Origin of the sequence: Synechococcus sp. UW140 (genome assembly GCF_900474295.1) — a bacterium.
Lineage (GTDB): Bacteria > Cyanobacteriota > Cyanobacteriia > PCC-6307 > Cyanobiaceae > Synechococcus_C.
Genome location: NZ_UCOB01000003.1, coordinates 216,643 through 233,928 on the forward strand (window position 1 = coordinate 216,643; position 17,286 = coordinate 233,928).

General features: G+C 55.6%; 20 protein-coding genes and 1 tRNA gene. 14 read left to right on the forward strand and 7 right to left on the reverse strand.

Annotated features, from left to right (window positions below; genetic code table 11):
- Positions 1–10 precede the first annotated feature (10 nt).
- From DXY10_RS01215 to DXY10_RS01245, 7 genes are all read left to right on the forward strand, one after another.
- Complete coding sequence (locus DXY10_RS01215) at positions 11–418, forward strand: tellurite resistance TerB family protein (RefSeq protein ID WP_115015366.1); 408 nt, start codon at positions 11–13, stop codon at positions 416–418.
- Between the two features lie 65 nt (positions 419–483).
- Entirely contained in the window at positions 484–1,122 is a 639-nt protein-coding gene (gene psb32, locus DXY10_RS01220) for a photosystem II repair protein Psb32 (RefSeq protein WP_244281861.1), read from the forward strand.
- An 18-nt stretch (positions 1,123–1,140) separates the two neighbouring features.
- Entirely contained in the window at positions 1,141–2,289 is a 1,149-nt protein-coding gene (pxcA, locus tag DXY10_RS01225) for a proton extrusion protein PcxA (RefSeq protein WP_115015162.1), read from the forward strand.
- Positions 2,276–2,818, forward strand: a complete 543-nt coding sequence (locus tag DXY10_RS01230; RefSeq protein WP_115015165.1) for a bifunctional adenosylcobinamide kinase/adenosylcobinamide-phosphate guanylyltransferase — start codon at positions 2,276–2,278, stop codon at positions 2,816–2,818. The genes pxcA and DXY10_RS01230 overlap by 14 nt, the downstream gene beginning before the upstream one ends.
- Positions 2,815–3,291, forward strand: a complete 477-nt coding sequence (locus tag DXY10_RS01235) for a tRNA (cytidine(34)-2'-O)-methyltransferase (protein WP_115015167.1) — start codon at positions 2,815–2,817, stop codon at positions 3,289–3,291. The genes DXY10_RS01230 and DXY10_RS01235 overlap by 4 nt, the downstream gene beginning before the upstream one ends.
- A 108-nt stretch (positions 3,292–3,399) precedes the next feature.
- Positions 3,400–4,410 (forward strand): M23 family metallopeptidase, encoded by a 1,011-nt coding sequence (locus DXY10_RS01240; RefSeq protein ID WP_115015168.1) that lies wholly within the window; start codon positions 3,400–3,402, stop codon positions 4,408–4,410.
- 36 nt (positions 4,411–4,446) lie between these two features.
- A tRNA-Met gene (locus DXY10_RS01245) sits at positions 4,447–4,520 on the forward strand.
- Between the two features lie 72 nt (positions 4,521–4,592).
- Here DXY10_RS01245 and DXY10_RS01250 read toward each other — a convergent pair.
- On the reverse strand, positions 4,593–4,886 hold the full coding sequence (locus tag DXY10_RS01250) for a hypothetical protein (RefSeq protein WP_115015170.1): 294 nt from the start codon (positions 4,884–4,886) through the stop codon (positions 4,593–4,595).
- Between the two features lie 159 nt (positions 4,887–5,045).
- Between DXY10_RS01250 and DXY10_RS01255 the strand changes: the two genes are divergently transcribed.
- Positions 5,046–5,648 carry a peroxiredoxin gene (locus DXY10_RS01255; RefSeq protein WP_115015171.1) on the forward strand — a complete coding sequence of 201 codons (603 nt, stop codon included), beginning with the start codon at positions 5,046–5,048 and terminating at the stop codon, positions 5,646–5,648.
- Between the two features lie 44 nt (positions 5,649–5,692).
- On the opposite strand, the gene DXY10_RS01260 is transcribed toward DXY10_RS01255, so the two are convergent.
- Positions 5,693–8,491 carry a UPF0182 family protein gene (locus DXY10_RS01260; RefSeq protein ID WP_115015367.1) on the reverse strand — a complete coding sequence of 933 codons (2,799 nt, stop codon included), beginning with the start codon at positions 8,489–8,491 and terminating at the stop codon, positions 5,693–5,695.
- A gap of 108 nt (positions 8,492–8,599) precedes the next feature.
- The gene (ftsH, locus tag DXY10_RS01265) at positions 8,600–10,390 is read right to left on the reverse strand and encodes an ATP-dependent zinc metalloprotease FtsH (RefSeq protein ID WP_115015173.1); all 1,791 of its coding nucleotides are present in this window, start codon (positions 10,388–10,390) and stop codon (positions 8,600–8,602) included.
- An 87-nt stretch (positions 10,391–10,477) separates the two neighbouring features.
- Between ftsH and rpmF the strand changes: the two genes are divergently transcribed.
- On the forward strand, positions 10,478–10,654 hold the full coding sequence (gene rpmF / locus DXY10_RS01270; protein ID WP_115015175.1) for a 50S ribosomal protein L32: 177 nt from the start codon (positions 10,478–10,480) through the stop codon (positions 10,652–10,654).
- Between the two features lie 3 nt (positions 10,655–10,657).
- Here the strand turns inward: rpmF and DXY10_RS01275 are convergent, their stop codons facing one another.
- From DXY10_RS01275 to DXY10_RS01285, 3 genes are read right to left on the reverse strand one after another with little or no spacing between them, the layout of a single operon-like run.
- Positions 10,658–11,587, reverse strand: coding sequence for a hypothetical protein (locus tag DXY10_RS01275; RefSeq protein WP_115015177.1), 930 nt, complete (start codon positions 11,585–11,587; stop codon positions 10,658–10,660).
- Positions 11,577–11,912 carry a DUF565 domain-containing protein gene (locus tag DXY10_RS01280; RefSeq protein WP_115015179.1) on the reverse strand — a complete coding sequence of 112 codons (336 nt, stop codon included), beginning with the start codon at positions 11,910–11,912 and terminating at the stop codon, positions 11,577–11,579. The genes DXY10_RS01275 and DXY10_RS01280 overlap by 11 nt, the downstream gene beginning before the upstream one ends.
- On the reverse strand, positions 11,912–12,667 hold the full coding sequence (locus DXY10_RS01285; protein WP_115015180.1) for an HAD-IA family hydrolase: 756 nt from the start codon (positions 12,665–12,667) through the stop codon (positions 11,912–11,914). The genes DXY10_RS01280 and DXY10_RS01285 overlap by 1 nt, the downstream gene beginning before the upstream one ends.
- Before the next feature lie 71 nt (positions 12,668–12,738).
- Between DXY10_RS01285 and recJ the strand changes: the two genes are divergently transcribed.
- Together recJ and DXY10_RS01295 are read left to right on the forward strand one after the other, a co-directional pair.
- On the forward strand, positions 12,739–14,634 hold the full coding sequence (gene recJ, locus DXY10_RS01290) for a single-stranded-DNA-specific exonuclease RecJ (protein WP_115015183.1): 1,896 nt from the start codon (positions 12,739–12,741) through the stop codon (positions 14,632–14,634).
- Positions 14,631–15,995 (forward strand): chloride channel protein, encoded by a 1,365-nt coding sequence (locus DXY10_RS01295; RefSeq protein WP_115015184.1) that lies wholly within the window; start codon positions 14,631–14,633, stop codon positions 15,993–15,995. The genes recJ and DXY10_RS01295 overlap by 4 nt, the downstream gene beginning before the upstream one ends.
- Here the strand turns inward: DXY10_RS01295 and psb30 are convergent.
- Positions 15,974–16,081 (reverse strand): photosystem II reaction center protein Ycf12/Psb30, encoded by a 108-nt coding sequence (gene psb30 / locus DXY10_RS15100; protein WP_115015186.1) that lies wholly within the window; start codon positions 16,079–16,081, stop codon positions 15,974–15,976. The two genes, DXY10_RS01295 and psb30, sit on opposite strands and share 22 nt — an antisense overlap.
- A 110-nt stretch (positions 16,082–16,191) precedes the next feature.
- Between psb30 and DXY10_RS01305 the strand changes: the two genes are divergently transcribed.
- From DXY10_RS01305 to DXY10_RS01315, 3 genes are all read left to right on the forward strand, one after another.
- Positions 16,192–16,566 (forward strand): YkgJ family cysteine cluster protein, encoded by a 375-nt coding sequence (locus DXY10_RS01305; RefSeq protein WP_115015188.1) that lies wholly within the window; start codon positions 16,192–16,194, stop codon positions 16,564–16,566.
- Positions 16,567–16,633: 67 nt separating this feature from the next.
- Entirely contained in the window at positions 16,634–16,933 is a 300-nt protein-coding gene (locus DXY10_RS01310; protein ID WP_115015370.1) for a TMEM165/GDT1 family protein, read from the forward strand.
- 13 nt (positions 16,934–16,946) lie between these two features.
- Positions 16,947–17,255 carry a TMEM165/GDT1 family protein gene (locus DXY10_RS01315; protein WP_115015189.1) on the forward strand — a complete coding sequence of 103 codons (309 nt, stop codon included), beginning with the start codon at positions 16,947–16,949 and terminating at the stop codon, positions 17,253–17,255.
- Positions 17,256–17,286 lie beyond the last annotated feature (31 nt).

Genomic DNA, 17,286 nt, shown 5'->3' on the forward strand with positions numbered 1-17,286 from the left:
ACCAGGAACCATGGACTCCGCAGAAGCGTTTGCCGCCGTCGCTCTTGGAGCTGTTGCCTGTGATGGAGTGCTGGGTAAGGAGGAAGCGCATGCGCTGCGACGTCAGCTCGAGTTCCGCACGCCTTACTGCACCCGTACCGAGGCGGAGATGGGAGATCTTTTTGACCGTTTGTTGACGCTGTTGCGTCAGGATGGATTGAGCCATTTGGTCAATAAGGCTTTACCGGCGCTGTCCACGAGCCAACAGGAAACAGCCTTGGCACTAGCAGCTCAACTGGTGCATGCCGACAAGGTTGTTGCAGAGGAAGAAACCACATTCCTTGAGATGCTTTGCACGATGATGACGCTCCCTACCGGTCGCGCTTACTCGATCGTTGAGGCCATCATGGCTCTCAACCGCGACAGCCTTGCCAGCTAAAGGCAGACTGCTCCTAACTCTTGCCAAAAACGATGCTGCGGATTCGATCGATCGTTGCCGGTTTGATGGCAACTTGCCTCAGCCTGATACTGCTTGTGCCGGCCGCGGTCGCAGTCTCGCCGCTCGACTTCTCAGCCGCAGCTCCGAATGAAAGCGTGATTGATAGCGCTGATGTACTCAGCCGCTCCAGCCGCTCCGATATTGCCGCTCGCCTTGAGCAACTCAACGCCCAGCGGCTCGATGCCCGGCTGGTGACGCTCCGCCGTCTCGACTACGGCTTGAGCCTCAATCAATTCGGAGACGAACTGATCACGCGCTGGTCTGACGACGCCAATGCAGTTCCGCGACTCTTGTTTTTGATTGAAGCGAACAACAAGCAGGCAGCAGTGGTGGCTGATCCACTCCTCTCCGATCGGATTCCGACCGATCTCCTCCGTAGCACGGCCCGCACCACGATGAGCCAGCCCCTCAGGGACGGTGATCGTTACCGGCAGGCCAGTCTGGATGCAATCACTCGGCTTGAAATCGTGCTCGCTGGGGGCGCTGATCCGGGTCCCCCAGTTGAACTGGAGCGCACCACACTACCCACCAATGTCCCAACAGCCGAGGAAACGAAGGAGAGCAATGCTTTCGTTTGGGTTGTCGTTCTGCTGGTAGTTGGCACCATCATCCCAATGGCCACCTGGTGGGTCTTCTCACGCTGATCCACGCTCTACTCGTTCATGCCAATCCGCAACTGGATCAACACTTTTGGTCAGGCCAAGTCTCGCGATCTGAACAGCGACCTTGATCGTGGTTATGAGGCGGCCCTGTTGATCCAGAGCCTCGAACTGGAGTACTACGGCGATCGACCGATCAGGCCAGACCTTGAGCTTTCAGTACCAACGTCCGTGCAGGCCACGGTTCTGCGCAAATTCCGTGCGGCTCTGAACATCTGCCGCACCAGCCTGGACCATCTCGAAACCATTCGTGGACAGCTTGATACCCAGGAACTGCGTCAATTGCAGCTGATCGAAGCTGTGGTCAGCCGTTACTCACCCCGGAGAACGGCCTCAGCGCCCACCATGAGCCGGGAACCGGATCCGTTGCCGCGCTCCTTTCTCGGTGTCTTGGACTCCGTCAGAAGGCAGCTCGATCCCACTGCTGAAGCCACTCTTGTGGCTGGATTCCGCAGACGAAGGGACTCCACTTTGATTTCGCTCAAAGTGCTCCTCCTGCTGATTCTTGTGCCGCTTCTGATCCAGCAGACCAGCCGGACCTATCTGATCAGCCCAATGGTGGATCGGTTCGCTCCAGACCTGCCATTCCTCAGCTATCCCAAAACCCAACTTGAAGAAGAAGCGGTTGAGAAGCTACGCGTCTTTAAAGCTGAAATTGAATTTGATGCTCTTCTCAAGGGCAAGGCCATTCCAAGCCAGGAGGAATTGCAGCAGGCACTTTCTACCAAGGCAGAGGAATTGAAAGAGGAGGCAGACTCTGCCAGTACTCATGCCATCAAGAATGTTCTGTCTGATCTCGCGGCCTTAATGGCGTTTGTGATGGTGTGCCTCTTCAGCCGTGAAGAACTGCGTGTTCTCCGTGGCTTTTTCGACGAAGCCGTCTATGGACTCAGCGACTCAGCCAAGGCCTTCGCCATTATTCTCTTCACCGACATTTTCGTAGGCTTTCACAGCCCAGAAGGCTGGACGGTATTGCTTGATGGGATTGCCAATCATTTTGGTTTTCCAGCCCGAGAAAACTTTATCCTGCTGTTCATCGCCACATTCCCGGTGATTCTTGCGACCATCTTCAAATACTGGATCTTCCGATATCTCAATCGGGTCAGTCCTTCCTCTGTTGCAACTCTGCGTGGGATGAATGGTGGTGGCTAAGGCAGGTCTTGTCTTGGTCAGCGGTCCAAGTCGTGGTGGCAAAAGTCGTTGGGCCGAGTCATTGCTGAAACTGCGGCCCAAGGTCACCTACCTCGCCACAGCCGCCAATCGACCTGACGACCCCTCCTGGCAAGCACGATTGCGGCTACATCGTGAACGCCGTCCTCAGCAATGGGGACTGCTCGAAACGACCTCTGACCTGCCAGAGACCATTAGCAGGCTTCCCAAGGATGAAGCCCTTCTGGTTGATTCCGTCGGTGGATTCGTGGCCTGGTGCCTCGACCTCGACCAGGAGCAGTGGGAGCAGCGTTCAACTCAGCTGCTACGGGCAGTTGAACAGCCTGATCGAATGGTCGTGATGGTCATCGAAGAGACGGGATGGGGGGTCGTTCCGGCAACGCCCATCGGCGGCCTCTTCCGTGATCGCTTAGGACTACTGGCTCAACAGCTAGAGACAAGAAGCCAGCGAAGTTGGCTGGTTCTTCAGGGGCGAGCCATTGATTTGCATGCGATCGGAGAACCGGTATGACCCTGGCTCCATCTCCTCTCAGGATCGCGCTCTTCGAACCTCGAATCCCACCAAATACAGGCAATATCGCCAGAAGTTGTGCAGCGTTTCAGCTGCCGCTCTCTCTGATTGAACCTCTCGGCTTCAGCATCGATGATCGGGCGCTTAAAAGGGCTGGACTGGATTACTGGCCCCATGTAGATGTGACAGCACACGAGAATTTCAAGAGCTTTCTGGAGGCTCTGCCGAAGCCATACCGACTGATTGGCTGCAGCCGACATGCAGGTCGCTCATTGAGTGAGTTCCACTTTCTTGCAGGCGATGTGCTGCTTTTTGGCCGTGAAGACACCGGCCTTCCAGCGGATGTCCGCAATCAATGTGATCAGATCTGCACAATCCCAATGCGCGGGCATGAGAATGTCCGAAGCCTCAACCTTTCGGTCTCGTGTGCCCTGGTGAGCTTCCAGGCAGGGATGCAGCTGGGTTTGTGGTGATCGACAACCTGGGCCATGCCCCCTTGCGGGGGCGTGTTCTGGCCGCTACTTTCAGCCGAAATACGGCTTTAAGCGGTTCATCCGCAGCCGTTCCGCTTGCTCGCTTTGATGAAGCCCCTGCTGACTCTGGCTTTAACCTCCGCACTACCGGTTGTGGGAATTGCAGCCATTGGCAGCTTGCCAGGTGTTGCTGATGGACAGCACAACGTCTCTGCACAGAACTTTCTGCTCGCATCAGCACCACCTCCGGTCGAAGAAACACGTCTCTGGGTTCGTTTGATCTCGGATGTGTCTCTCTCCAGTCTTGCCGACGATCTCGACCTCAATGTGGATACATTGGTCGAACTCAATGAGCAGACCGATGAGGCAATCCTCAAGAAGGGGGCCTGGGTTGTTCTCCCAGAGACCAATCATCGTTTAATCGCTCTCTCGAGTCATCTCAATTCAAGTGAAATTCGCGAGACAGCTCCTCTAACAGCACCGCCAACGCCCACCGAGATCGTCAAGGTGTCAACAGGCGATTCAATCGTCTCCATCGCCACCGATCATGGCCTCACTCTGTCAGAGATTCGCCAACTCAACCCAGGCCTCAATCTCGCCAAACTTGTGATTGGATCCGATGTACGGGTCGCCAATGCTGCACAAGGTTCACTCTTGGCAATACGGCCTGGTGTTTCCGGTGGCGCCAGTTGGCCGAATCTTCCTTCATTACCTGGAGGCCTCGATCCGTCTCGGATTCAGAGTTTTCTTTGGCCTGCCAAGGGAGTCTTCACCTCGGGCTATGGATGGCGTTGGGGTCGGATGCACAAGGGTATTGACATCGCCAACAACGTCGGCACACCAATTGTCGCTGCCAAGGACGGTATTGTTGCTTATTCAGGCTGGAGCAGTGGCTATGGCTATCTAGTGGAACTAAGCCATGGAGATGGTTCCTCCACACGCTATGCCCACAACAGCAGACTGTTAGTCCGCAAGGGTCAGATAGTTCCTCAGGGCCAAACAATCTCGTTGATGGGTAGCACTGGTCGCAGCACAGGCCCCCATCTCCACTTTGAGATCCGCAAAGCCGGTGGTGCAGCCGTTGATCCAATGGCGATGTTGCCCAGTCGCCGAGCCTGATCCGCGTCGGACGATCGTTTAAACTATTTGAGTCACGACAGGGTAGCTCAGCTGGTTAGAGCGGCGGATTCATAACCCGCAGGTCGGGAGTTCAAGTCTCCCCCTTGTCACTTAATCTAGAAAGCTCACTAACAACTAGTGAGTTTTTTTAATGCTTTAGCCATTAAGATTGATGGGTGTTTTTAACGCATTTCGATAGCATTAAGACGATCTCGGAATGACTGAGGTGCCATGGCAGCTTGTTCAGGTAGAAGGCTGTCGCCACTATGGTTTTCCAGGGCATTGGGGCGACGCTGGGCGCGAACAGACTGGCCTTTCCTCGGCTTCACCTGAAGTGTGAGAGCACGGGTCTGAGGGTCACGAACAAGGGGTTGAGCCCTGAGCTCACTACGGACCTGGTTGAGAAGTCGAAAATGACCGGTACTACTGAATTTCCTAAGAAGAGCCTGATCCCAGGCCATGGAACGTTTGATCATGCAGCCATCTTAGAGCCGCACCTGTTGCAGCTCAAAGTGACCCGACAAGGGATCCGTTGACGCAACAACCGTGATAAATTGACAAAAGCAAGTGGTAGTGGGATCGACTTCGCCTTAGCGATCGATTGACCACCACAGCTGAACCATCGCTCTTCCATCATGACTGCCACCGGCTGTCTGCGAGTGGGTCAACAGGCCCCTGATTTCACCGCCACCGCAGTGGTTGACCAGGAATTCAAAGAGATCTCGCTGTCTCAGTATCGCGGCAAGTACGTGGTGCTGTTTTTCTACCCACTAGATTTCACCTTCGTATGCCCCACGGAGATCACCGCATTTAGCGATCGCTATGCGGACTTCTCCAGCAAGAACACCGAAGTTCTGGGCGTATCTGTTGACAGCCAGTTCAGCCACCTTGCCTGGATCCAGAGTCCCCGCAATCAAGGCGGACTTGGCGATATTGCCTATCCCCTCGTTGCTGATCTCAAGAAAGAGATCGCATCCGCCTACAACGTGCTTGACGAGGATGCAGGGGTGGCTCTTCGCGGCCTATTCATCATCGACCCCGATGGGGTGATCATGCACGCCACAATCAACAACCTGCCAGTTGGTAGGAACGTTGATGAAACACTTCGCGTTCTCCAAGCCTTCCAGTACGTGCAGTCCCATCCCGATGAAGTCTGTCCTGCTAACTGGACCCCAGGCGAAAAGACCATGAAGCCTGATCCAGTGGGCAGCAAAGAATTCTTTGCTGCAGTCAACTGATCATTTCATTGATCGTATTCTGCCGCCCCTAAGGGCGGCTTTTTTCATGGCAACGCGGATTGTGGAGGTTCCTGCGTGGCATGTAGATCCTGAACAACAGCTGTGGCGGAATGCTTACCAAGCAAAGCTTTTAATGCATCCATCAGATTCACATCCATCGCAACTCGACTTCCATCACTAACAACTACCCGAGTCAGCGTTGGCAGCCCCCCTCGTTGTGCACGGAGATAAACAGGTTCAACGTATAGAAGGGCATTGCCAAGGGGAAGAACCAATAGATTTCCCTGAACCACTTCAGAACCTGCTCGGTCCCAAAGTCCGAATTGCTGACTAATCACTGGGTTCTGATTGATCAAGGCTTGGATTTGCTCCGGACCGAAAATGGGTAGATCGGGAGGGAAACGGATTAAGACCAATTCCCCATAATGAGGACTATCGCTACGTGCGGCGAGCCAGGCAGACAGGTTCGGGCGGGCCAGCGGCGTGAGTGGTTGAAGCAATAGAAACTCCGAACGTTGTGCTGGTGTGAGCTGTGCAGTGATGTGATACGGGGCGACTGGAATTTGACGCTGACCGTAAAGCTCTAAGGGGACTTGCCAAACATCATCACCGCTATAAAAGATACGTGGGTCGGTGACGTGGTATCTGAGTAATTGTTGTACCTGGAGTTGAAACAAATGGCTGGGTACCATCAGATGATCACGCAACTGCGTTGGCATCGCATCTAACGGCTGAAAAAGCTCCGGAAAGAGCTTCTTCCATCCACTAATGATCGGATCATCCGGCTCACTCACATAGAGATGAACATTGCCGTTGTATGCATCAACAACAGCTTTCACGGAATTCCGCACATAGCGCATTGAAGTGCCTTCTGGCAGATCGGCAGCATAGGGATAGGTACTGGAGCTGGTATAGCCGTCAACGATCCAGTACTGATTCTGAGCTGTGTCATAACCCGGTTGTTCGCCTTCAATCGGCACTGAAACGAGGTAGGGATCGCCATCAAGTGAGAGGAAGGGCGCCAGTGCTTTGACTCTCTTACGAACATCTCGGCGCAGTAGAAGCTTGGAACTTGGCTGCAGTGATCCCGTATTCAGCAAGCGTGGCTCATTGAGGTAAACCGCTGCTGCCAGGCGTTGCCATGGATTTGATAAAGGCACACCTGCTTTACCAGAATAGTGGTTGTAAGTGTTCTCATCTCCTTCAGGAAAGTCAAACTCCTGAACGCTTGTAGGAGCAATCGCATAAGGCGATGGCAACATGCCAAAGTACAAAGCAGCACGCCCAATTGGCACACGATTTTCTACATCTTCACGAGTGATGTCTAACGAGGTATTTCCTTGAATACGAGTGGCTTTACCCAAGTCGCTAATGAAGTATTCAGGCAACCCATCAACGGCACGTGTGTTCACAGGGCTCAGGGTGAAGCCGTAACCGTGCGTAAAGACAAAATGACGATTGAGCCAGGTTCGAGAGCGATCGGGGAGTGCAGCCTGATCCAGTTCCCTTGCCGTGATGATCACCTGCTGTCGCTGACCTGGATCGGCTGTAATTTGATATCGGTCAACGGCAGCATTGGAAAAGCGGTAGTAAACGCGCAGCTGTTGCAATTGGCGATTTGTGGCCAACAACGGCTGACTATCCCAGAGTCGAACATTGTCCAATGTGCTGGCACCTTCGACGAGATCCTCTGGATGGAGCCTTGACGTTGGATTGAGCGACCTGGTCGTGATTGCATCGAGTTGAAATGCTCGTCTGGTGGCCGCAATCGCATGGGTGAGATAGGGACGTTCGAGCTTCAGTTCACGGGGCCGCACCACGAGCCAATCGAGCGATGGTGTGAGCACGAGTTCAGCCAAAAGTGCTGCGAACAGGAGTGATGTGGCCCAGGTGCGCCATTGGCGACGATGCAGCGCCCACGGCAAAGGCAGCACCAGTACAGCCAGCGCCAACATCGCCAACGCCTGCATCTGGCGCAATGGCAAGACCAAATGCACATCCAGCCATCCAGCGCCTGCCACAACACCGTCCTGAGTCCACAGCAATTGATGACGAGAGAGCCAAAGCAATGCGGCAAGCAAAGCAAAAATCAAGGCCAGGAATGGACGAAGTCGCTGCCGTTCAATCGGCAAGAGCCCAGGGAATGACCAGTTAGAAACATCCGATGGACGGCTGAACCGGCGCAGTAGCGCTGTCGCGACTGTCAGGACAAGCTGTGCCAGCAGCAACTGCAACAGCAGTGCGATGGCAGAGAAACGCCCTAAGCCGAAGCTCACATCGGCACCAAAAAGAGGCTCAACCTCCCCCGTTGAAGGAATATTCAGGGCCAGTGCCCACAATCCCCAGGCACGGGCAGCCGTGAAACAGGTGCACAAGCTGCCAAAAATGAACAATGGTGCCGTTCGAAACCGGCGCGATCGTCCAATGAGTGCAACCGCGATCAAGAGGAGAAGGGTGCAAGCAATCGATGGGTTCCCTGTAATCGGTTGTTCCCACCAATGGCCAAGGCTGAACGGGTTGGTGCATGCAAGCCAGGCCAAACGCATCAAGACGGCCAGAGCACCAACGACCACCCCCGCGGTGAGCAACAGCATCAAGCCATAACGCCATCCGCTCAGCGCAAAGCGATGGGAGTCATCGGATGAAACTGAGGGCTGATTGTCAGAGAGCTGCAGCCAACCCCTTCGCCAAAAGGCTCCAATGGAAGCGACAATGAAAGCGAGAAAGGCCGCAAAAATCTCGAACGTCCAGCGCTTAACAAGAACCGTCTGGAGAGAGAACTGCTCGAACCAGAGCCACTCAACCTGGAGACGGCAGAGCAAGACAATGGCCAGGATAAGAATGGCCGAACCAAACCAGAATTGACGCCGTCGCCACGGTCGACAGTCCGGCTGGCGATGACTCCTATCTCGATTGGGACGACTCAATCCCTGGCGATCAGCTAACCCAAATTACTGGCTAATGATCGAAAGGCCGGCGAGTTGCATGAAACGCTCCGTATGCAGTGTTTCTTCAGCAATCAGTGATTCGACAAGGCGATCCATGATGTCGCGACGCGGCTCAAGCAGGGCAATCGCCTCAGACAGGGCGTCTTTCGCAAGGGAGCGAATCTGTTCATCGATCTCGCGACCTGTGCTTTCGGCATAGGAGGGGCGCGTATGAATCAGGTCTCGACCCAGAAAGACCTCATTGCTTGCGGCCTCGAGAGCCACTGGGCCCAACTGGGAGAAACCAAAGCGGGTCACCATTTCCCTTGCAAGTTGGCTGACCATTTGCAAATCACCGCTAGCACCCTGGGTCACCTCCCCAGAACCAAAGACGACGATTTCCGCGGCTCGGCCTCCTAACGCCACAACCAACCTGGCCCGCAGCGCTGCCCGGGTAATCAGACCGGAATCGATCACCTCATCGTCTGGCCAGAACCGGGTGAAACCGCCAACGCCGCCACTTCGAGGTAAGAGCGTGACCTTGTCGACCGTCCCAGCCTTTGGCGTCAGCGCTGCCACCAAGGCATGGCCAATTTCGTGATAGGCGATCAGTCGTTTTTTAGCGTTGTCCTGAAGAGGAGCTGCAGTTAACCCCATCGTGATTCGTTCGAGCGCGCACTCAACCTGCTCATCACCGATGGCATTGGCGTTTTGACGTGCTGTGAGGATCGCTGCTTCATTGAGCAGATTGGCCAGATCAGCACCTGAAAAACCTGGTGTGCGTTTTGCCCATTCAGCCAGATCCACACGGTCATCGAGAGGCCGCGTCCGGGCATGCACAGCAAGAATGGCCTCACGACCACGACGGTCGGGCAAATCCACATGGATACGGCGATCAAAACGGCCTGGCCTCATCAAGGCGGTATCCAAGACATCAACGCGATTCGTTGCCGCCAACAGAATCACGCCCGAATTGTCAGCAAAACCATCCATTTCGGTGAGCAGTTGATTCAGGGTCTGCTCACGTTCATCGTTTCCACCACCAATGCCCGCACCGCGCTGACGACCCACTGCATCAATCTCGTCAATGAAAACAATGCAGGGAGACTTTTCCTTCGCCTGCCGAAACAGATCTCGCACACGAGAGGCTCCGACACCCACAAATAATTCAACAAATTCGGAGGCCGCCATTGAGAAAAAAGGCACACCTGCCTCGCCAGCAATTGCTTTGGCAAGGAGAGTTTTTCCTGTTCCAGGAGGGCCAACAAGCAAAACACCACGTGGAATCTTGGCGCCAAGTCGAATAAAACTCTCAGGTTCTCTCAAGAAGGTGACCACCTCCTGCAGTTCATCCTTCGCTTCGCTGATGCCAGCGACATCTTCAAAGCGAACGTTGAGGTCGTCCTGTGGTTTCACCCTCGGCTGGCTGCGGCCGAAACCCATCGCACGATTAGCAACCTGTGCAGAACGTCGCAGCAGGAAGGAAAGACCAACAACAATCAACAGAATCAGGCCAAAGTTGCCCACGACCCCCGCAACAGCCTGTTCCTGGCGTAAGTCCTTAACCGTGAGGGGAACCCCGGCAGATTCAGCTGTCCGTAAAACCTGTTGATCGTTGGCAAGGATCGAGACGGTTGCCTTGCGACCATCCGAATACTCCACCAAGACCTCACGACGCTGTGGAATCAACGTCAATTCCTTGACGTCGCCCGATCGGATCTCGCGGAGTAATTCGCTGTAGATCGGTTTGGATTCCGACTTGGGACGAGCCAGGGTGTCAGGGCTCTGGGGGCGGTCCGAAGGGCCTGAACTCACAGCGTTTCAGCGTTGATAAAAGCCTAGCGATTTGACGAGAGGACTCTCGACAGGGGAAGATCATCGTTTGGCTGAAGTTCGCCGGCAATGGCTGTACCCAAGAAGAAAACCTCCAAGGGCAAGCGCAATCAGCGCCATGCTGTCTGGAAGGCCAAGGCGGCCACAGCTGCGCAACGCGCCATGTCACTGGGAAAGTCAGTGCTGAGCGGTCGTGCCCAGGGATTTGTCTATCCGGTCTCCGAGGTTGACGACAGCGAAAGCTGAGAGTTAACGCAGCTCACGGATGACGCGCTCATCCGTGAGCTCGACCACCACATCAGCTTGATTGATCGACTGAAGAGACTCTTGCGGAAGAGCCGTCTCAATCATGCGAATAAAACCTTCTAGCTCTTGAGTCGTCAGACGCACACCCGTTCTGGACTCCATGCTTTGTTCCTGTTGCTGTTTCCAGACTCGGCTGGCAAACACACCCGGTGCCCGCAGATGCCAGAGCTGATCGAGTGATTGCCACAGCCATTGGTAATCGACAAGCTTGGTCAACGCCTGCTGGCGGTAGCTCAGCTCTTGGGCCGTCAGCTCAGGGTCAAGGCTTGGATCCGCTTGCGGCGACGCCCCCAAGAACCAACCCTCCAATAACAGAACATCTGAATTGGAGTGCTGCCAACCACAACGATCGCCTCGGCCACCGCGCAGAGATTTATCAAATTGAGGGGTGTGCAACTCGCCGGTTTGGCGCCATCTGGCCAAACATTCCTGCATCAGAACCAGATCATGACTGCCAGGCAGAGCGCGGGGAACTGACCAGGGATTGCCCCTCATCGCCTGGTCCATCTCGGATGCGGGCCAGTAGAAATCATCGAGAGACACCACCGAAACGGACAGGCCCAGCTCAGATGCAGCCACCTCAATCCATTGGGCAAGACTGCTTTTTCCGCAGCCAGGCAAACCGCTCAGACCGATCAACTGGCGCGGCAAGCGTCCGCAACAGCTCTCGAGTGTTGTTAGGAGAGGAAAACCAACACACCACAACCAATCCGCTGCCACTGGAAATGGCCAGGCCGCCAAGGCCAGTGAGGTTCCACCTCGTTGCTGCCAGTGATCGACCCAGGTCTGGGGTTCCGACCATCCAAGCCGCTCAAGAAGATCGACATGGCCTGGAACGGAAGAAGACAGGTCAAAAAGACGTTCAGGAACCAAGTTTGTAGGCCTCAAGAACGACTGCATACACAACACCAATTCTGAGATTGTCGAGAGCTAACCACGACATCGGCCAAGGGTCCGCCGCGACTTTCGTGCGCAACCGAATCATCAATTCAACAAGCAACACCAACACCAACACCACCAGGGGGCGCTGACCAATCTTCTGGAGGTAATAGGTGGTGAAATTGCTGCCCAGGAAAAAACCGATCAACAGGGCCAAGACCCCGATGCTGCGGCGCTTCCACGGTCCGAGGAAGGCAGGGCGAAGCTGTTGGCCAAGTTGGCGCTGAAGACGTGCATAGCGGGTGAGCTGGAGCGCCATCAGCAGCTTGAATCAAAAAGAGATTGCAAATACTCCAGCGTGACCAAGCCTTTCGCACAAGGGGGGCCTGACGTTTGAAGATGCGGGCGAGTCGCCTCGCCGAGGTGATTAAAGACGGCACAAGCGCGATGTAACTCTTTTGGTAACTGCAGGTCCCAGAGAGAAGGCGTAACCAAACAAGACAAGGAAGCCTCGTGAGCAGCAATCAGACCAGCTGCAGAATCCTCAATCGCAAGCGATCCATCAAGGTCTGAACCACTGCGCTCCAGCGCACAGAGATAAGGGTCTGGATAGGGCTTGTGACGCTCCACATCGTTGGCACTCACAACGCCATCGAAGGGAACCTCTCCATCAGCGAACAGTCCTTCCAACAGTGCTTCGACCGAGGCGCGACCACTGCTGGTGACAATCCACTGCTGAAGTCCTGCGTGGACAAACTGATTGAGCAGCCGACTAACTCCAGGACGAAATTTCACAGCGCCGCCACGGATGCGATTGAGATAGTGATGCTGTTTGCAACGACGCAAGTCTTCGAGCTGGGTGGCGTCGAGTACCTCTCCCCGTTCGATGGCGTATTGGGCAACCCTTTGGGTCCCTCCCGGTATGGCCAACAAACGTTGGTACTCATCACGATTCCATTGCCAGCCCCATCCCAAATCAGTAAAGGCTTGGTTGAAGGCCGGGCGATGGCCATCCATCTCCGTATCGGCAAGGGTTCCATCCACGTCCCAGAAGACCGCTTGCAATCGGGGCATGAATCCTCACTGCCAAGGGTTCAACCAGCTTGGATCAGCCCCACAATGCAGAGACTTGATGCTTCATCTCTTTGCCCACAGCCGTTCTCCCACAGGTCTGGCAACTGCCCCGTCCCGCAGGGAGAAATCCTCTCTCCGGTGTCGCCCTGCCGATTGCGCTGCGTGCTGTGCTGGCAAGGAGAGGCACCGAAACGGTTGAGAGCGCTGAAGCCTGGCTTCAGCCTCCGGATCTGCCCCCTGCCGACGGCCACTTCCCCGATCTCAAGATTGCTCTGGCTCGTCTTGTCACCGCCTGTGAGCAACAGGAACGTGTCGCGATCTGCGGTGATTACGACGCTGATGGCATGACCAGCACAGCGTTGTTGATCCGAGCGCTTCAAGCCCTTCGGGCCCAGCCCATTGCCGCCATCCCCAGTCGCATGGACGATGGGTATGGACTCAACTCACGCATGGTTGAGGAGCTCCACGCTGACGGAGTCAATCTGCTTGTGACCGTCGATAACGGTGTGGCAGCAGCAGAAGCACTCTGCACCGCCAGAGCTCTCGGAGTGGAAGTGATCATCACTGATCACCACACCATCCCGAACCCACCACCACAGGTTCTGGCCTTGGTGCACCCTGCCACCACACCTGAACATTCTCCGTATCGAGGATTGGCGGGGGTGGGACTGGCCTTCGTGCTGGCACGCTGTCTAGCAGAGGCTCTCAATCAACCTGACGCGATCAGTAGTGCAAGGGACCTGTTCTGTATCGGTACGATCGCTGACATGGCACCCCTCACCGGGGCGAACCGAATCTGGTTGCAAGAAGGACTTCGCAGTCTTCACAGAACAAATTGCGCTGGATTAAAGGCGTTGCAACAGCTCAGTGGACTCGAAGAACGACCTTTGAGAGCTGACGATATTGGCTTTCAAATCGCGCCACGGATCAATGCGGTGGGTCGGCTTGGTGAGCCACGACTGGTGGTGGATCTGCTCACTGAAGACAACGCCGACACAGCAGTGCAACTTGCACGACAGTGTGATGGATTGAATCGCCAGAGACGCGAACTGTGTGACGCGATCGAGGCGGAAGCGATGGCCCTTGTCGAGGCAGACGCGCAACCTCTGCCTCCATTTCTGCTCCTCGCTCAAGGGCATTGGCACCACGGTGTGATTGGCATCGTCGCAGCAAGACTGATGGATCACTACCAACGTCCAGCCGCGTTGCTGGCAGCAGAAGGTAATGGACTGATGCGGGCCTCAGTCCGCGCACCAGAAGGCTTTGCTGTCGACCAAGCCCTGCACGCCTGTGCCAAGCACCTTGAGCGTTTTGGAGGACACCCTGCCGCCGGTGGTTTCACCGTGCAGCCCGAGCGGGTTGCGGCACTGCATGAGCAGCTGAATGACGTCGCTGCTGAATGGATGACGTCGCGCCATCAGGGAGTTGTTGTGCAACCAGAGGCTCTACTGCAATTCGATCAGATCGACAGAGGCCTGTGGTTGTCGTTGCAGAAACTCGAACCTTTTGGAATTGGCAATCCAACTCCATTGTTCTGGGCACGTGATTGTGAGGTGATTGATCAGCGTCAGCTGCGGGGAGGTCATCTGCGCTTACGCCTGAGGCAGGGAGAAACACTGCATGACGGCATCGCCTGGCGATGGAAAGGAGGAGCCTCCACTCCAGAGCGGATTGACCTTGCCTTCAGGCTCTCTCTGAATCGATGGCAAGGTGAGGAACGTCTACAGCTGGAGATCCAGGCCATTCGTGCCCATCACCCAACCATCGTGCTGCAACGTCACGGCCAGGAGTATCAGTGCGACCAAGTGAAGCCTGGGACGATCGTCCTCTCCAATGCTTCCGGCCAGAAGCTCGTGATTGATTACCGCGATGACGGCCTACATCAGTGCGACGACAACAGGGCCTCGCACCCCTACGTTGCAGCCCTGATCGAAGAGGCCGCGATCGGCCTCGGACTGCAGCCATGAGTTTGGATCCGAGGCACCGCCATCACCTCTTCCCAGAACTACTTGATCGCAAATACTCATCACTGCGCAGCCTGGTGCCTCATTTCATCGGCCTATTGGTGGTCGGTATCGCCATTGGCTTGGCCTGTTGGCCTCTGAACATTGTCGACCGTTTACAAGACAAACTGTTCGACTTGCTTCCAACCGAAGCCGGTGAATGGTCAGCCCCAGGCCTGCTGATCTGTCTGATGCCGTTAGCGGTGATGCCAATCCTGCTTTTGCTTCAGCGTGGTCCCTGGAAAGCTGGTGCAGGCTCAGGCATCCCCTCCACCATGAATGCGCTAGAGGATCCGGCGCTGATGGCGGGTGCAATGGCGGCACCGGGAACAATTCAACGTGGTGTGCTCTGGTCCATTGCCACAACGGCAATGCTTCCGCTCGGAAGGGAGGGTCCAGTTGTCCAAGTAGGAGCCGCTGTCGCCAGAGCTCTGCAACGACGCTGCGGAGAGTGGCTTCCCAGCCTGAATGAACGACAACTGGTGGCGATCGGTGGTGGAGCAGGCCTGGCAGGCGGATTCAATACTCCAGTGCTAGGCGCGGTGTTCATGCTTGAGGAGCTCACCACCGATTACGCCATCACAACGATCTGGCCGGCCCTTGTCGTCAGCGTTGCCGCAGCCGGTTTTAGCAACTTTGGTGGAGTGCCTCTGTTCGGTCTCGGTGTCATCAATGTGATGACACCTGAATCTGAGCAACTTCTGTTGGCGATCCCCATCGGTCTTGCCGGTGGAGTGGTGGGTGGATTGTTCAACAGAGGACTGGTCTGGAGCAGTGGTTGGATCGCGCCTTTTGTTCAGCGCTTCCCAATTCGAACCGGCCTCTGTCTGGGCGGTGCACTCACAATCCTGGCGCTTGCGAGCTGGGGCACGAGCACATCTGATGGTGAGGCCCTGATCCGACAATTGATCAGAGAGGGCATGCCCAACGCTGATCCGAATGGGGGAAATCTGTCTGCAGGCCTGACAAGTTTGTGGATCACGCTGGTCAGGGTGATCGGTCCGATGCTCGCCCTTGCCCCAGGGGTGCCCGGAGGATTGATCGATCCATCCCTCACCTTTGGGGCACTGCTTGGATACACCATCTGCGCTGTGATGGGGGTGAGCCAACACCTTGGGATCGCTCTAGGACTTTCTGCAGGCTTATCGGGGGCGACACAGCTGCCGCTCGTCTCGATCGTTTTTGCCTGGCGCCTGGCTGGAGATCAGCAGTTATTTGCCGGAGTGGTGATGGCCGCTGTGATAGCCGCGTACACAGGCCGTCTGATTGCAAGAAAGCCTGTGTATCACGCCTTAAGCCTGCTTCAAAGAGCGCCGCGACGGTAAAACAAGATGAAGATCACTGCCGGCCCAGCAAGAGCAATCAGCGCGAGTGCCGCGAAGTTCGAAATCAGATGGAAGTCAATACCCATGGAGATTGTGCGGTGATCCGACGCAATGATCTCATTAGGCTACGGAAGATGTCACTCGATTCCAGGCACCATTCCCTGCCACTGTGATACAGCGTCACAGCAGAGAGGCCATGGCAAGAGGAAAACCCTCTTGGAGCTGTATCAGTCAATGCGGTGCCTGCTGTCGTCTAGCTCCTGACGAACGACCGGAGGCACTCGAAGTGCTTAACGATGAACAACGCGAGATCTATCTTGGTTTGGTCGGTGTCGACGGTTGGTGCAGGCATTACGACAGTGGTGGGCGGCGCTGTCGGATTTATGACGATCGGCCTGATTTTTGCCGGGTGACCAGCCTCGCGAGCTTGTTTGAGGTTCCGCCAGACCAAGCCGACAGCTTTGCGATCTCCTGCTGTCATCAACAGATCCGGTCTGTATACGGAGGCCGGAGTCGGGAACTGCGTAGGTTCAATCAGATTGTTTCGGGATCAAGGAAGGGCGATGCCTGAGATCGAAACCCCCAACACTGGTGTGGTGAATCCAGTACCAGCTGAGGACGATCAATCGAAGCCGGGGATGGGCTTCACGGCGGTTTTGCTCAGCACCTTCACCACTGTCTTCGTGGCAGAACTAGGTGACAAAACCCAGCTCGCCACCCTTCTCCTATCCGCCCAGTCAGGTGAACCATGGTTGGTGTTTGTTGGGGCAGCGTTCGCTCTGATCTGTTCCAGCTTGGTTGGCGTGCTGGTAGGGCGTTGGCTCTCCACAATTCTCCCCCCAGAGCGTTTGGAACAGATGGCGGGAGTGCTGATGGTGGGATTGGGTCTCTGGCTTGGATTGCAAGCCCTGCAATCCATCACTCAATTTTCACTTTGACGCCTTAGATCAGATGGATTTCCCACTGCTTGCCTCCACCTTCGTCACTGTGTTTCTTGCCGAACTGGGTGACAAGACTCAGCTGGCGACCGTGGCGATCAGCGGCACATCCAACCGACCACTGGCGGTGTTCATTGGGTCGTCAAGCGCTCTTGTGCTGGCCAGCCTGATCGGGGCAATCGCAGGAGGATCCATGGCCAGCGTTGTGCCCGCTGACCTGCTCCAGCTTCTGGCCTCTGCTGGCTTCCTTTTGATCGGCATCCGTTTGCTCTGGCCGATGTTGTCGTCTTCAAAAGGGTTGAAAAGCGCAGAAGAAGACTGATTCGGGTCTGCACCTAAAATTAATCAACACC